This window comes from Pseudomonas sp. Irchel 3E19 (genome assembly GCF_900187585.1).
In the GTDB taxonomy this organism is placed as follows: Bacteria; Pseudomonadota; Gammaproteobacteria; order Pseudomonadales; family Pseudomonadaceae; genus Aquipseudomonas; species Aquipseudomonas baetica.
This window is the reverse complement of sequence record NZ_FYDT01000028.1, coordinates 59322-74914: the sequence shown is the minus strand read 5'-3', so window position 1 is coordinate 74914 and position 15593 is coordinate 59322. Positions and strand designations below refer to the sequence as shown.

General features: G+C 59.1%; 14 protein-coding genes. 7 read left to right on the top strand and 7 right to left on the bottom strand.

Features of this window, described 5'->3' with window-relative positions:
- Positions 1–42 precede the first annotated feature (42 nt).
- The gene (locus tag CKW18_RS18355; protein ID WP_095190096.1) at positions 43–2493 is read right to left on the bottom strand and encodes a glycogen/starch/alpha-glucan phosphorylase; all 2451 of its coding nucleotides are present in this window, start codon (positions 2491–2493) and stop codon (positions 43–45) included.
- Between the two features lie 260 nt (positions 2494–2753).
- Between CKW18_RS18355 and CKW18_RS18350 the strand changes: the two genes are divergently transcribed.
- Positions 2754–3191 carry a YkgJ family cysteine cluster protein gene (locus CKW18_RS18350; RefSeq protein WP_065615414.1) on the top strand — a complete coding sequence of 146 codons (438 nt, stop codon included), beginning with the start codon at positions 2754–2756 and terminating at the stop codon, positions 3189–3191.
- Between the two features lie 232 nt (positions 3192–3423).
- Here the strand turns inward: CKW18_RS18350 and typA are convergent, their stop codons facing one another.
- Entirely contained in the window at positions 3424–5244 is a 1821-nt protein-coding gene (typA, locus tag CKW18_RS18345; RefSeq protein ID WP_095190095.1) for a translational GTPase TypA, read from the bottom strand.
- Positions 5245–5383: 139 nt separating this feature from the next.
- Complete coding sequence (gene thiI, locus CKW18_RS18340; protein WP_095190094.1) at positions 5384–6838, bottom strand: tRNA uracil 4-sulfurtransferase ThiI; 1455 nt, start codon at positions 6836–6838, stop codon at positions 5384–5386.
- Between the two features lie 328 nt (positions 6839–7166).
- Between thiI and glnA the strand changes: the two genes are divergently transcribed.
- The 5 genes from glnA (at position 7167) to ntrC (ending at position 12739) form a co-directional block, all read left to right on the top strand.
- Positions 7167–8573 (top strand): glutamate--ammonia ligase, encoded by a 1407-nt coding sequence (gene glnA / locus CKW18_RS18330; RefSeq protein WP_064117048.1) that lies wholly within the window; start codon positions 7167–7169, stop codon positions 8571–8573.
- Between the two features lie 284 nt (positions 8574–8857).
- Complete coding sequence (locus tag CKW18_RS18320) at positions 8858–9370, top strand: DUF4124 domain-containing protein (protein ID WP_095190109.1); 513 nt, start codon at positions 8858–8860, stop codon at positions 9368–9370.
- On the top strand, positions 9367–9990 hold the full coding sequence (locus tag CKW18_RS18315) for a DUF4124 domain-containing protein (RefSeq protein ID WP_095190091.1): 624 nt from the start codon (positions 9367–9369) through the stop codon (positions 9988–9990). The genes CKW18_RS18320 and CKW18_RS18315 overlap by 4 nt, the downstream gene beginning before the upstream one ends.
- Positions 9991–10220: 230 nt before the next feature.
- Complete coding sequence (glnL, locus tag CKW18_RS18310; protein WP_095190090.1) at positions 10221–11306, top strand: nitrogen regulation protein NR(II); 1086 nt, start codon at positions 10221–10223, stop codon at positions 11304–11306.
- Positions 11303–12739 (top strand): nitrogen regulation protein NR(I), encoded by a 1437-nt coding sequence (ntrC, locus tag CKW18_RS18305; protein WP_095190089.1) that lies wholly within the window; start codon positions 11303–11305, stop codon positions 12737–12739. Before glnL ends, ntrC begins: the two co-directional genes overlap by 4 nt.
- 534 nt (positions 12740–13273) lie before the next feature.
- Here ntrC and CKW18_RS18300 read toward each other — a convergent pair.
- Positions 13274–13714, bottom strand: a complete 441-nt coding sequence (locus CKW18_RS18300; protein ID WP_095190088.1) for a hypothetical protein — start codon at positions 13712–13714, stop codon at positions 13274–13276.
- On the opposite strand from CKW18_RS18300, the gene trmL reads away from it, so the two are divergent.
- A complete protein-coding gene (gene trmL / locus CKW18_RS18295; RefSeq protein ID WP_095190087.1) occupies positions 13713–14168 on the top strand; it encodes a tRNA (uridine(34)/cytosine(34)/5-carboxymethylaminomethyluridine(34)-2'-O)-methyltransferase TrmL in 456 nt (151 codons plus the stop codon). The two genes, CKW18_RS18300 and trmL, sit on opposite strands and share 2 nt — an antisense overlap.
- Before the next feature lie 131 nt (positions 14169–14299).
- Here the strand turns inward: trmL and secB are convergent, their stop codons facing one another.
- Genes secB through CKW18_RS18280 form a run of 3 tightly spaced genes read right to left on the bottom strand, consistent with a single transcriptional unit; the run spans position 14300 to position 15511 of the window.
- Complete coding sequence (secB, locus tag CKW18_RS18290; RefSeq protein WP_095190086.1) at positions 14300–14785, bottom strand: protein-export chaperone SecB; 486 nt, start codon at positions 14783–14785, stop codon at positions 14300–14302.
- 56 nt (positions 14786–14841) lie between these two features.
- Entirely contained in the window at positions 14842–15096 is a 255-nt protein-coding gene (grxC, locus tag CKW18_RS18285; RefSeq protein WP_038359971.1) for a glutaredoxin 3, read from the bottom strand.
- 1 nt (position 15097) lies between these two features.
- On the bottom strand, positions 15098–15511 hold the full coding sequence (locus CKW18_RS18280) for a rhodanese-like domain-containing protein (RefSeq protein ID WP_095190085.1): 414 nt from the start codon (positions 15509–15511) through the stop codon (positions 15098–15100).
- Positions 15512–15593 lie beyond the last annotated feature (82 nt).

The following is a 15593-nucleotide window of genomic DNA, read 5'->3' as shown; positions in this document are numbered from 1 at the left end:
GCCCAACAAACGTCGGGCCTTGCGCACATTTGTGGCGAAAAGTTACTCCAGCGCTTTCCAGATATCCGTGGCGTACTCGCGAATCGTCCGGTCGGAGGAGAACCAGCCCATTCTCGAGGTGTTGAGCACTGCCGAACGCCACCAGTTATTGCTGTCGTGCCAATGCGCTTCGACGCGTTTCTGCGCTTCCCAGTACGAATCGAAGTCGGCGCAGACCAGGAAGCGGTCATAGTCCACCAGCGAATCGATCAGCCCGGTGTAGCGCGACGTATCATCCGGCGAGAACACGCCACTGCGGATCGCTTGCAACACATCGTTGAGGCGATGGGACGCAGCGATGTCCGGCGCAGCGCTGAACTCGTGGTTCTGTTTGCGCGCTTCAACCTGCTGGGCGCTGAGGCCGAAGATGAACATATGCTCAGCGCCGATGCGCTCGCACATTTCCACGTTGGCGCCATCCAGCGTGCCGATGGTCAGCGCACCGTTGAGGCCGAACTTCATGTTGCTGGTGCCCGAGGCTTCGAACCCGGCAGTGGAAATCTGCTCGGACAAATCCGCTGCCGGGATGATGCTTTCCGCCAGGCTGACGTTGTAGTTGGGCAGGAACACCACTTTCAGCAGGCCACGCACGGTCGGGTCGTTGTTGACCACCCGGGCGATGTCGTTGGTCAGTTTGATGATCAGTTTGGCTTGGTGATAACTCGCGGCAGCCTTACCGGCAAAGATCTTCACCCGCGGCACCCAGTCGACTTCCGGCTCGGCGCGAATCGCCTGATACAGCGCCACGGTGTGCATCAGGTTGAGCAACTGGCGTTTGTATTCGTGGATGCGTTTGACCTGCACGTCGAACATCGCCGCCGGGTTGACCGCGATTCCCAGCCGTTCGTGAATCAGATAGGCCAGGGCCTTTTTGCTGTGCAGGCGCTGTTCGGCGAAGGCCTTGCGGAACGCGGTTTTCTCGGCGAACGGTTCGAGATCAAGCAGGCGCTCTTCAGGGTTGTCGAGCAAGTCCGGGCCCAGTGCGTCGACCAGCATAGAGGTCAGCTCAGAGTTGGCCTGATACAGCCAGCGGCGGAAGGTGATGCCGTTGGTTTTGTTGTTGATCCGATCCGGATACAACTTGTGCAGCTCGGAAAACACCGTGCTGCGCATCAACTGCGTGTGCAATCCGGACACGCCGTTAACGCTGTGCGAACCAAGGAAGGCGAGGTTACCCATGCGTACGCGGCGGCCGTTGTCTTCCTCGATCAGCGACACGGCACGCAGCACGTCGAAATCGTGGATGCCTTTGGCCCGCAGCGAATCGATGTGCTGGGCGTTGATCAGATAAATGATCTGCATATGCCGCGGCAGCATGCGCTCCATCAAGCCCACCGGCCAGGTTTCCAACGCTTCCGGCAGTAGCGTGTGGTTGGTGTACGACAGCGTGTCGACGGTGACTTGCCACGCCGCATCCCAGGCTACGTCATAGACGTCGACCAGTTGGCGCATCAGTTCGGCGACGGCAATCGAGGGGTGAGTATCGTTGAGTTGGATGGCGGCGTGATCGCCGAGGGTCAGCACCGAGGTGTGCATATTGCGGTGACGACGCAGCAGATCCTGCAGCGAGGCGGCGACGAAGAAATATTCCTGACGCAGACGCAGTTCTTGCCCGGCTTCGGTGCTGTCTGCCGGGTAGAGCACGCGGGAGATACTTTCGGCGCGGGCCACTTCGGCGACCGCGCCCAAGTGGTCGCCAGCGTTGAAGCGCTCCAGATGCAAATCTTCCATGGCCCGGGCGCGCCACAGCCGCAAGGTGTTGACGCTCGCCCCGCGCCAGCCGACCACCGGCGTGTCGTAGGCAATCGCCCGCACGGTTTCCGCCGGCGACCAGACTTGTCTGGTTTTGCCGCTGGCATCGGTGACGGTTTCAACACTGCCGCCGAAGCCGATGGAGTAAACGACTTCCGGCCGTTCGAACTCCCACGGGTTGCCGAAATCCAGCCAGTGTTCGGTCTGCTCCTGCTGCCAGCCATCGACGATGGCCTGGCGGAACAGGCCGTGCTCGTAGCGGATGCCGTAGCCGTGGCCGGCGATGCCGAGGGTCGACATGCTTTCCATGAAACATGCCGCCAGGCGACCGAGGCCACCGTTGCCGAGCGCCGCGTCGGGCTCCAGTAAACGGATGCGTTCCAGATCGACACCGAGTTCGGTCAAGGCTTCACGGGCAACGTCGAGCAGGCCGAGGTTGCTCAGGCTATCGTAGAGCAGGCGCCCGATGAGGAATTCCAGCGAGAGGTAATAGACGCGTTTCTGGCCTTTGCGGTAGATCTGCCGGGTGTGGTCCATCCAGTGTTCGACCATGTGATCGCGCGCCGCCAGGGCAATGGCTTCGAACCAGTCATGGTCGAAGGCGTGATCAGGGTCTTTGCCCACCGCGTAGGTGAGTTTGGTCAGGACGGCGTCGCGAAATGCGGCCACCTCTGCTTCGCGAACTAGTGGTTCTTGAGTCATCGATAGGACCTCGGGCGAGCGGGGAATTGTCTGAGCCTAGACGGTCTGACCGACGGTAGCGGCGCAGGTTCGGCAGTTTTTCCTGAGACGCTGAGATCGTCCGGCAATCGCTTGGCGAATGCGCTAATGAATGCAGGGGCCGTGCCGAATTCTCCCCCTGATATTGGCCGCCAGGAAAAAATCTGGCGAAAGGTTGTTCAAAAATCCACCAGTCCCGGTATGATCGCGCGCCCTGATGCACACACGCCTGGTAACTCCCGATGATGAAGCCCAACCTGATTGCCGCCGCCGAGATCGATCGTCTCGATACGTGGGCCAAATATTCGGCCCCGATGTGTGGCTCTTGCATGTCCAGCTGCTGCACGCTGCCGGTCGAGGTCAAGATCAAGGATCTGGTGCGCATCGGTGTGGTCGACGAGTTCGAACTGGGCGACCCGCCGAAGAACATCGCCAAGCGTCTGCAAAAGGAAGGGCTGGTCGAGCGCTTCAATCAGAAGTCGGGCATCTTCACCCTCCAGCGCATGAGCAACAACGATTGCTACTACCTGGATCGTAAGAGCCGCCTGTGCACCATTTATGACAAGCGCCCGGACACTTGCCGTAATCACCCGAAAATCGGCCCGCGGCCGGGGTATTGCGCGTACAAGCCCAAGGAAGTGGTGCGCGAGCAGAATTTCCGCGCGATCGAGAAGTTTTGATCTGACCTGAGATTTTCGGCGGCTTATCGGCCGCCTTCGCGAGCAAGCCCGCTCCCACACTAGATCTTCAGTGAACACACATTTTGTGTACACCAGAGATCCACTGTGGGAGCGGGCTTGCTCGCGAAGAGGCCAGCAAAAACACCGCACCCGTCTAGGTTAAATCCCGGACAAACAAAAACGCCCCCGGTCTCGCGACCGGGGGCGTTTTCATTCAGCCTGAACTAATGACTCAGTTCTTGGCTTTCTTGGCAGCGCGGGTACGCTCGCTTTCGTCCAGGATCTTCTTGCGAAGACGGATGGACTTAGGCGTCACTTCGCACAGCTCATCTTCCTGGATGTATTCCAGAGCTTGTTCCAGAGTGAACTTCACTGGTGGAACCAGAGCGATGGTTTCGTCTTTACCCGAAGCACGCATGTTGTCGAGCTTCTTGCCTTTGGTCGGGTTCACACCCAGGTCGTTGTCGCGGCTGTTCTGACCAACGATTTGACCGTTGTAGATCTCTTGGCCGTGTTCTACGAACAGCTTGCCACGAGCCTGCAGGGTTTCCAGCGAGTAGGTCAGTGCCTTGCCGGTTTCAACCGAAACCAGAACGCCGTTCTGACGGCCGGACATGTGGCCCGACTTCACTGGCGCGTAACGATCGAAGATCGAGGTCAGGATGCCAGCACCGTTGGTCAGGGTCAGGAACTGGTTACGGAAACCGATCAGACCGCGAGCAGGGATGTTGTATTCCAGACGAACACGGCCCTTGCCATCCGGCACCATGTTGCTCAGGTCGCCCTTACGCAGACCCATCTCTTCCATGACCTTGCCCTGCGATTCTTCAGGGATGTCGATGGTTACGTTTTCGAACGGTTCCTGCTTCACGCCGTCAACTTCACGGATGATCACTTCAGGACGGCCCAGCGCCAGCTCGAAGCCTTCGCGACGCATGGTTTCGATCAGTACCGAGAGGTGCAGCTCACCACGGCCGGAAACCTTGAACTTGTCAGCCGAGTCGCCTTCTTCAACGCGCAGTGCAACGTTGTACAGCAGCTCTTTGTCCAGACGATCCTTGATGTTACGGGAGGTCACGAACTTGCCTTCTTTACCGCAGAATGGCGAGTCGTTTACCTGGAAGGTCATGGAAACGGTTGGCTCGTCAACGGTCAGCGGCTTCATCGCCTCGACGGTGTTGATATCGCACAGAGTGTCGGAGATGAACAGCTCGTCGAAGCCGCTGATGCAGACGATGTCGCCTGCTGCAGCTTCTTCAACGTCGACGCGGTGCAGACCGTGGTGACCCATCAGCTTCAGAATACGGCCGTTGCGACGCTTACCGTCAGCACCGATAGCCACAACCGGGGTGTTCGGCTTGACGCGACCACGAGCGATACGGCCAACGCCGATAACACCCAGGAAGCTGTTGTAGTCCAGAGCGGAAATCTGCATCTGGAACGCGCCGTCACGGTCAACAGCCGGAGGCGGAACGTGGTCGACGACCGCTTGGTACAGCGGGGTCATGTCTTCAGCCATGGCGGTGTGATCCAGACCGGCGATGCCGTTCAGGGCCGAAGCGTAAACAACCTGGAAGTCCAGTTGTTCTTCGGTAGCACCGAGGTTGTCGAACAGGTCGAAGATCTGGTCCAGAACCCAGTCCGGACGCGCGCCTGGACGGTCAACCTTGTTGATCACCACGATTGGACGCAGGCCGGCTTCGAAAGCCTTCTTGGTCACGAAACGGGTTTGCGGCATAGGGCCGTCTTGAGCGTCAACCAGCAGCAGAACGGAGTCAACCATCGACATTACGCGTTCAACTTCGCCGCCGAAGTCGGCGTGGCCCGGGGTGTCCACGATGTTGATGTGGTAGCCGTTCCAGTTGATGGCGGTGTTCTTCGCCAGAATGGTAATACCGCGCTCTTTTTCCTGGTCGTTGGAGTCCATCACGCGCTCGTCGTTGAGCTCGTTGCGCTCCAGGGTGCCGGATTGACGCAGGAGTTTGTCTACCAGGGTGGTTTTACCATGGTCAACGTGGGCAATGATGGCGATGTTGCGTAGATTTTCGATCACTTGTGTATCTCGATCAGAGGATTCGGTTTGCTGACAAGTCTTGGCAGCGATTAGCAGTAGTGTCCGGCATGGCCGTTACAGCTTGACGGCGGTGTCGGGGGGCCGGTGACGCAGGCCACAGGCAAACAGCCCCGGGCACTTAGCTCGGTCGATAAACGCGCACATTGGCATGCCCCTCACTGAGCAAATGGTGGGCATGCAGGCGACTCATCACGCCTTTGTCGCAATACAGCAGGTACTGGCGAGTAGGGTCCAGTTCCTTGAAACGTGCGTTCACTGCATAGAACGGCATCGTCTGTACCTCTATGCCGGCAAGCTCCAGCGGTTCGTCTTCAGCGGCATCCGGGTGACGGATGTCGATGACGATTTGACCGGCCAATGCTTCGCCGACTTCTTCAATTTGCAAATCCTGGCCCAATTCGTCGATGACTCGATCGATCGCCACCAGTTTGGCGTTGGCGAGCGCACGCTCGAGCACCGCCATGTCGAATTCTTTCTCTTCATGCTCAACGCGGCCACGCTTGGCGGCGGTCTTCGGATTGACCGAGATGACCCCGCAGTATTCCGGCATGTGCCGGGCAAAATCGGCGGTGCCGATCTCGTTGGCCGTGTCGATGATGTCCTGCTTGTGGGCGACGATCAGCGGGCGCAGGACCAGTTTGTCGGTTACGCAATCGATCACCGACAGATTCGGCAGCGTCTGGCTCGACACCTGGGAGATCGCTTCACCGGTGACCAGCGCATCGATATGCAGGCGGTCAGCGATGGCGGAGGACGCGCGCAACATCATACGCTTCAATACGACGCCCATATGACTGTTATCGACTTTGCCGAGAATTTCGCCCAGCACTTCTTCAAATGGAACACTGACAAATAGCACGCGTTGCGAGCTGCCGTACTTCTTCCAGATGAAATGCGCGACTTCCATCACGCCCAATTCGTGGGCCCGCCCGCCGAGATTGAAGAAGCAGAAGTGCGCCATCAGGCCGCGGCGCATGATCTGGTAGGCCGCAACGGTCGAGTCAAAGCCGCCGGACATCAATACCAGCGTCTGCTCCAACGCACCAAGCGGGTAACCGCCGATGCCGTTGTGCTGGCTGTGGATGACAAACAACCGTTTGTCGCGAACTTCGATACGAACTTCGATTTGCGGCGCTTTTAGGTCAATCCCGGCGGCACCGCACTCACGGCGCAGCTTGCTGCCGACGTATTTTTCTACGTCCATCGAGCTGAACGTGTGCTTGCCTGCACGCTTGCAGCGCACCGAGAAAATCTTCCCGGCCAGCGCATCGCCGTAGTGCTGTTTGCACTTTTCGGTGATGTCGTCAAAGTCACCTAACGGGTACTCGTCGATCTGCAAAAAGTGCGCGATGCCCGGCATGCAGGTCAGACGCTCACCCATCTCTTTCAAGGCTTTGGGGTCGGTAACGCGGGTTTCCAGCTCGAGGTTGTCCCACACACCGTTCACCACCACAGCCGGGTCCAGATCGCGGAGCACGGCACGGATGTTCTTGGCCAGCTGGCGGATGAATTTCGTCCGGACAGGTCGGCTTTTGATGGTGATCTCGGGGAAGACTTTTACGATTAGTTTCATGAAAACAGCGCGCGCAGGGCCAGCCGAAAAAGGGGGGCGCGGATTATAGCGGAAATTGCTCAAGGTTTAACCAGTTAATGTGCAGAACGTTTTGCGCGCACCAAAACGGGTCATTTTTCAATTCGCACGCTACATTAGGGGGCGATATTTTCGCCTTCACGGCGCTTTGCACCTTTAGAAGCGTGAATTTGGGGCAAAAAACCCATGCTGGGGCACTGGCATGCAATTTGCTCCCTTGTGAGGCAGGTTGCCTTGGCAGAGTATCTGCGCCGGCATCACCCATATTAAGGGCATCCACTACCAAGCCCTAAGCCACCCGGAGGACACTATGTCGAAGTCGGTTCAACTCATCAAAGATCATGACGTCAAGTGGATTGATCTGCGCTTCACGGACACCAAAGGCACTCAGCACCACGTGACCATGCCGGCTCGCGATGCGCTGGAAGACGACTTCTTCGAAGTCGGCAAGATGTTCGACGGTTCCTCCATCGCGGGCTGGAAAGGCATCGAAGCCTCCGACATGATCCTGCTGCCGGACGACGAAACGGCCGTGCTCGACCCGTTCACCGAAGACGCGACCCTGATTCTGGTCTGCGACATCATCGAACCGTCGACCATGCAAGGTTACGATCGTGACCCGCGCGCCATCGCTCACCGCGCCGAGGAATACCTGAAGACCACCGGTATCGGTGACACTGTGTTCGCCGGTCCAGAACCAGAATTCTTCATCTTCGACGAAGTGAAGTTCAAGTCGGACATCTCCGGCTCGATGTTCAAAATCTACTCCGAACAAGGCTCGTGGATGTCCGACCAGGACATCGAAGGCGGCAACAAAGGTCACCGTCCAGGCGTCAAAGGTGGCTACTTCCCGGTTCCGCCGTTCGACCACGACCACGAAATCCGTACTGCCATGTGCAACGCACTGGAAGAAATGGGCCAGACCGTTGAAGTTCACCACCACGAAGTGGCAACTGCCGGTCAGAACGAAATCGGTGTCAAGTTCAACACCCTGGTGAAGAAAGCTGACGAAGTTCAGACGCTGAAATACGTTGTACACAACGTTGCCGACGCCTACGGCCGCACCGCTACCTTCATGCCGAAGCCGCTGTACGGCGACAACGGTTCGGGTATGCACGTACACATGTCCATCGCCAAAGATGGCAAGAACACCTTCGCTGGCGAAGGCTATGCGGGCCTGTCCGAAACCGCTCTGTACTTCATCGGCGGCATCATCAAGCACGGTAAGGCCCTGAACGGCTTCACCAACCCGGCTACCAACTCCTACAAGCGTCTGGTGCCAGGCTTCGAAGCTCCGGTCATGCTGGCCTACTCGGCCCGCAACCGTTCCGCCTCGATCCGTATTCCTTACGTCAACAGCCCACGCGGCCGTCGTATCGAAGCACGCTTCCCGGATCCGGCTGCCAACCCGTACCTGGCTTTCGCAGCTCTGCTGATGGCCGGCCTGGACGGTATCCAGAACAAGATCCACCCAGGCGATGCCGCTGACAAAAACCTGTACGACCTGCCGCCTGAAGAGGCGAAAGAGATCCCACAAGTTTGCGGCAGCCTGAAAGAAGCCCTGGAAGAGCTGGACAAGGGCCGTGCGTTCCTGACCAAGGGCGGCGTGTTCTCCGACGACTTCATCGACGCTTACATCGCGCTGAAATCCGAAGAAGAAATCAAAGTCCGCACCTTCGTACACCCACTGGAATATGAGCTGTACTACAGCTGCTGATCCGGTAGCGCTGCGCTACGCGGCGTGACAAAAAGAGGCCTCCTTCGGGAGGCCTTTTTTATTGCCGCAATTTATGAAGTGACGCAAATCCACTGTGGGAGCGAGCCTGCTCGCGAATGCGCTGGGTCATTGACAGAGATGGCGACTGACACGACGTCTTCGCGAGCAGGCTCGCTCCCACAGGGGATTTTGGCGCCTGAATGATCTCTGGATGTGTGCCGGGTTAGGCCAACTGACGCGTCTGTCCTATGCTGCACCCATCGTTTTCAATCCCGGTCGATTTCATGGGTCGCACCTTTCTCTACATTCTGCTGCTGATCGCCCTGCCCGCCGCCGCACAGATCTACAAGTACACCGATGCCAACGGCAACACGGTGTACAGCGATCATTCGCCGGACGGCGTGAAGGCGCAGGCGGTGGAGCTGCCGCCGCTAAACAGCGTCGAATCTCAGCCGCCGAGTGCACCAGTGGCGCCCAGCACCGATAACCGCGAACCACCGCGCAGCGCCTACGCCATTCTCGAACTCGCCGGCCTGCCCACCGAAGAAGCCCTGCGCGCCAACAACGGCACGTTCACGGTCAATGTGCTGATCAAGCCGCGCCTGCAACCGGCGCACCTTTTGCGACTGGTGCTGGACGACCAACCCTACGGCCAGCCGAGCAATGTGCCGATCCTGCAACTGGTTAACGTTGATCGCGGCGATCATCGCCTCGCAGTGCAGGTGATCGATGGCCAGACGATCATCCAGCAGAGCCCACCAGTGGTCTTTACCGTGCAACGGGTGCACAAGCCATGAGCCGCGCGTGGCTGATCGCTGTGCTGGCCCTGACCGCGCTGCAAGCCTCGGCGGAGGTGTTCACCTACATCGATGCTCAAGGCAATCGCGTCTACACCGACCAGCCACGGGGCAATGCCAAGCGCGTGCCGCTGGCGACCAGCAATCGCATGCCGGCCAACCCCACCGCGGCCGCGCCGATCACAACGGCGAAAAAATCCCCGGAGCAACCGTTGTTCCACTACGACATGCTCCGTGTTCTGGTGCCCGAGCCGGACGCGACCATTCGCAGCAGCGCTGGCGAAGTGATCGTCAGCGTGACCAGCGAGCCGGGTCTGCAAGCAGGTCATCGCTATCGCCTGTTGCTGGACGGCAAGGCCACCGGCGAGCCAGGCCTGAGCCCGGTATTTCCACTGAACAACATCGACCGTGGCAGCCACAGCCTTTCCGTCGAGATTCTCGATGCGCAGGGCCGCACCGTAGAACGCACCGCTAATCAGCCCTTCCACATGCTGCGCATTTCGTTGGCGCAAAAGCGCCAGGTCAAACCCTGCGTCGCCAAAGATTACGGCATACGTGCGGAATGCCCGCTGAAAGATAAACCCGAAGAACCGAAAAATCCTTTCCTGCGTTTCTTCTAACGCCGCTCAGCTTTGCGCACTATATTGGTGCAGTAAGCTCCACGCTTCCCACATACCAACCCATTTTGGTTCGAAAGTACCCGCGAAGGCTGGCGGACTGCCACGCAAACGAGCGTCAAACGCCCGTTTCAGGGGTTGAACGCTTCTTTTCGGAGCCTTGGTTTGGTTTTTGCATTTTCCGTTTCACGACGCTTGCTTCTTGCGCACGCTCCGCCCCAAAAGAGGCCCTGATGACTATAAGTGACGCAATTCATCGTTTACTGCTCGACAACCTGACCACCGCCACCATCCTGCTCGACGCCGAATTGCGCCTCGAGTACATGAACCCGGCGGCGGAAATGCTGCTGGCCATCAGCGGCCAGCGTAGCCATGGGCAGTTCATCAGCGAGTTATTTACCGAGTCCACCGAGGCGCTCAACTCCCTGCGCCAGGCGGTTGAACAGGCGCATCCGTTCACCAAGCGCGAAGCGATGCTCACCGCCCTCACCGGCCAGACCCTGACGGTGGATTACGCGGTGACGCCGATCCTCAGCAACGGCGCGACCCTGCTCCTGCTGGAAGTCCACCCGCGAGATCGCCTGCTGCGGATTACCAAGGAAGAGGCGCAGCTGTCGAAACAGGAAACCAGCAAGATGCTGGTGCGCGGCCTCGCCCATGAAATCAAGAATCCCCTCGGCGGCATCCGTGGCGCGGCGCAACTGCTGGCCCGCGAACTGCCGGAAGACAGCCTGCGCGACTACACCAACGTGATCATTGAAGAGGCCGACCGCCTGCGCAATCTGGTCGACCGCATGCTCGGTTCGAACAAGTTGCCGTCGTTGGCCATGTGCAACGTTCACGAGGTGCTCGAGCGTGTGTGCCAATTGGTCGAAGCCGAAAGCCAGGGTTGCATCACCTTGGTGCGCGATTACGACCCAAGCATTCCCGACGTGTTGATCGACCGCGAGCAAATGATTCAGGCCGTGCTGAATATCGTGCGCAACGCGATGCAGGCGATCAGCAGCCAGAACGAGCTGCGTCTGGGCCGCATCAGCCTGCGTACCCGAACCATGCGTCAATTCACCATTGGCCACGTCCGCCATCGTCTGGTGACCAAGATCGAGATCATCGACAACGGCCCGGGCATCCCGGCGGAACTTCAGGAAACCATCTTCTTTCCCATGGTCAGCGGCCGTCCGGACGGTACCGGGCTGGGCCTGGCCATTACCCAGAACATCATCAGCCAGCACCAGGGCCTGATCGAGTGTGACAGCCACCCAGGCCACACCACGTTCTCGATCTTTCTGCCACTGGAACAAGGAGCCACATCGACATGAGCCGTAGTGAAACCGTGTGGATCGTCGATGACGACCGTTCTATCCGTTGGGTTCTGGAAAAAGCCTTGCAGCAGGAAGGCATGACCACCCAGAGTTTCGACAGCGCCGATGGCGTGATGAGTCGGCTGGCTCGGCAGCAGCCGGATGTGATCATTTCCGACATCCGCATGCCGGGCGCCAGCGGTCTGGACCTGTTGGCGCGGATCCGCGAGCAGCACCCACGCCTGCCGGTCATTATCATGACCGCTCATTCCGATCTGGACAGCGCTGTCGCCTCCTATCAGGGCGGCGCGTTCGAGTACCTGCCAAAGCCTTTTGACGTTGATGAGGCAGTATCGCTGGTCAAGCGCGCCAACCAGCACGCCCAAGAGCAGCAAGGCCTGGAAGTGGTGCCAGCGCTGACCCGCACGCCAGAAATCATCGGCGAAGCGCCGGCGATGCAGGAAGTGTTTCGCGCTATCGGCCGCTTGAGCCACTCCAACATCACCGTGCTGATCAACGGTGAATCCGGTACTGGTAAAGAACTGGTCGCCCACGCCCTGCACCGCCACAGCCCGCGCGCAGCCTCACCGTTCATCGCGCTGAACATGGCGGCGATCCCCAAGGATCTGATGGAATCCGAACTGTTCGGCCATGAGAAAGGCGCGTTCACCGGCGCCGCCAACCTGCGTCGCGGTCGCTTTGAACAGGCAGATGGCGGCACGCTGTTCCTCGATGAAATCGGTGACATGCCGGCTGACACCCAGACGCGTCTGTTGCGCGTATTGGCTGACGGCGAGTTCTATCGTGTTGGCGGTCATTTGCCGGTCAAGGTCGACGTGCGGATCATCGCCGCGACCCACCAGAATCTGGAAACCCTGGTGCATGCCGGGAAATTCCGTGAAGACTTGTTCCACCGTCTCAACGTGATCCGCATCCACATTCCGCGCCTGTCGGATCGTCGTGAAGACATTCCGACCCTGGCCAAGCACTTCCTCAGCCGCGCCGCGCAGGAACTGGCAGTGGAGCCGAAGCTGCTGAAAAGCGAGACCGAGGAATACCTGAAAAACCTGCCGTGGGGCGGCAACGTACGTCAGTTGGAGAACACCTGCCGCTGGATCACCGTGATGGCTTCCGGGCGCGAAGTGCATATCAGCGACTTGCCGCCAGAACTGCTCAACCTGCCGCAGGACTCGGCGCCGGTGACCAATTGGGAGCAGGCGTTGCGCCAGTGGGCGGATCAGGCGTTGGCGCGTGGCCAGTCGAGTTTGCTCGACAGTGCGGTGCCGGCGTTTGAGCGGATCATGATCGAGACCGCTTTGAAACATACCGCTGGGCGTCGTCGCGATGCCGCGGTATTGCTCGGTTGGGGGCGCAATACCCTGACGCGCAAGATCAAGGAACTGGGGATGAAGGTTGATGGTGGGGATGATGAGGAGGGGGATGAGGGTTAACACATAATAGGCGAGCACCCGACATCCCCTGTGGGAGCGGGCTTGCTCGCGAATGCGGTGGGTCATTGAAATATAGGGTGACTGACACGACGCCTTCGCGAGCAAGCCCGCTCCCACATTGGGTTCTCCGTGCACCGCATGAATGCACGATGACCTGTGATCGGGCACTGCCAGTCTTTCGAAAGACCACCTCAGAACATTAAAAGCTCACCCTTCAACAATAACGAAAGCCCCGAATCCCGGGGCTTTCGCGTTTCCGTTCAACTTTTTTGTTTCAACAGATTAAAACCTGGCACGCACCCTGCAATACCTCTCACAGGTGATTCGTTTCACCACCCGTTTCGGGGACCTTGGTACAGGCAGGCCGGGGATTCCCCTCTTTACACCGGGCTCGCACCGCTTCGCGATGCACCCACCCTTTTGGGATCCTTGGTACAGGCAGGCCGGGGGTTCCCTCTTTACACCGGACTGACGCTGCTAGCGAAGTCCAGCCTTTTGGGAGCCCTGATACAGGCAGGTCAGGGATTCCCGCTTTTATTGCTCCCGGAGATGGATCTCCAGCCGCCAGCGGTCATCGACTTCGCTCCCGGCCCAGTCTCCTTGCAGCGGCCGCGCCGCCAGCACCGTCAGCAACAACCCACCGTCACTTGCTCGCGTACGCCAGTTCACGTCCTTGCCATTGAGCTTGAGCTGGCCTTTTTGCGCCGGTCCTTCAGCCTGAAACAACAACGCCACTGCACCCTCGACGATCTCGCCGTGCAGCTTCGGTTCGTTGTTGAACCACACCACCAGACCGCCATCCGTCACCTCGACCTGCTGCAGCACGCTGGGGTCAGGCGTAGTGAGGCGGCCGATCATCAAACCAATCATCACGCCGACAATCGCTAGCGAGCCGATCACTCGCGGCAATAGTTTCGAACGGTTGTCCACAGGCGGCGTAGAATGCCGCTCATCTTTACCTTCGGAGCCGTGCATGTTTCACGTCATCCTTTTTCAACCAGAAATTCCGCCGAATACCGGCAACGTTATCAGGCTGTGCGCCAACAGCGGCTGCCACCTGCATTTGATCGAACCGCTGGGCTTCGAGATGGACGACAAGCGCTTGCGCCGGGCCGGTCTCGACTACCACGAATATGCCACGCTGCAACGTCATGCCGATCTGGCCAGTTGTCTGGAGAGCCTGGGTAACCCACGCTTGTTCGCGTTCACCACCAAGGGTTCGCGGCCATTCCATGATGCCGCGTTCGTTGCGGGCGATGCGTTCATCTTCGGCCCGGAAAGCCGTGGCCTGCCCCCAGAGGTACTGGACGCCCTGCCCGCCGAGCAGCGCCTGCGCCTGCCGATGCGTGAAGGCTGCCGCAGCCTGAACCTGTCCAACACCGTCGCGGTGGCCGTGTACGAAGCCTGGCGCCAGAACGGCTTCCAGTAACCGCACATAACAAATGTGGGAGCGGGCTTGCTCGCGAAGGCGTCGTATCAGATGACATCTATGTCGCCTGACACTGCGCTTTCGCGAGCAAGCCCGCTCCCACATTGGACTTGCGTCAACGCTCAGATCAATTACTGAACGGTTGGCGTCTCGCCGCTTTCCTGCATGCGCTGCAGCTCTTGCGCGTACAGGGCGTCGAAGTTCACCGGAGCCAGCATCAGTGCCGGGAACGAACCACGGGTCACCAGGCTGTCGAGGGTCTCACGCGCGTAAGGGAACAGGATGTTCGGGCAGAACGCGCCCAGGGTGTGGCTCATAGAAGCCGGGTCGAGGTTCTTGATCAGGAAGATACCGGCCTGTTGCACTTCAGCGATGAAAGCCACTTCGTCACCGTTTTTCACGGTCACGGACAAGGTCAGTACGACTTCGAAGAAATCGCCTTCCAGTTCTTTCTGGCGCGTGTTCAGATCCAGACCGACGCTCGGATCCCACTGCTGGCGGAAGATCGCCGGGCTTTTCGGGGCTTCGAAGGACAGGTCGCGTACGTAGATGCGCTGCAAGGAGAATTGCGGTGCGGTTTCTTCTTCGCTGGCTGCAGTGTTCTGTTGGTCAGTCATCTCAGATCCTTTCTGATCTTGGGTCTTTAGGGATTGCTGTACGTGGGTGCAGCCGTTCAGGCCTTGAGCAGCGCGTCGAGCTTGCCGGCGCGCTCCAGGGCATACAAATCGTCACAACCGCCGATGTGCTTGCTGCCGATCCAGATCTGCGGCACGGACGTGCGGCCGGCCTTCTGGGTCATTTCGGCGCGCACCTGCGGCTTGCCATCGACCTTGATCTCTTTGAAGGCCACGCCTTTGTTCTCGAGCAGGTATTTGGCTCGCGAGCAGTAAGGGCAGTAATCGCTGGAGTAGACGATGACTTCGCTCATATCACTTCACCAACGGCAGGTTGTCGCCTTTCCAGCTGGAAATCCCGCCGGACAGCTTGGCGGCGGTGAAGCCGGATTTCATCAACTCGCGGGCGTGGGTGCCGGCGGTCTGGCCCAGAGCGTCGACCAGAATGATGGTCTTGGCCTTGTGTTTTTCCAGCTCACCGGTGCGCGCGGCCAGCTTGTCTTGAGGAATGTTGATCGCGCCAACGATGTGGCCGGCAGCGAAATCCTTGGCCGGACGGATGTCCACCACCACGCCAGCATCTTTGTTGACCAGTGCGGTCAGCTCACCGGTGCTCAGGCTTTTACCGCCGCCCTGCATCGTGTGCGCCAGCAGCAGAGCCAGCAGTACGACGAAGATACCGACAAGAATGTAGTGGTTAGTGGCAAATTCAATCAGGTGAGCAACCATCGAAGGAGGTTCCAGGGCGTTAAAATGTCGGCCAGTATACACAGCCACTATGGTGGGCCAAACCCCGTCCGGCGGTGACGTG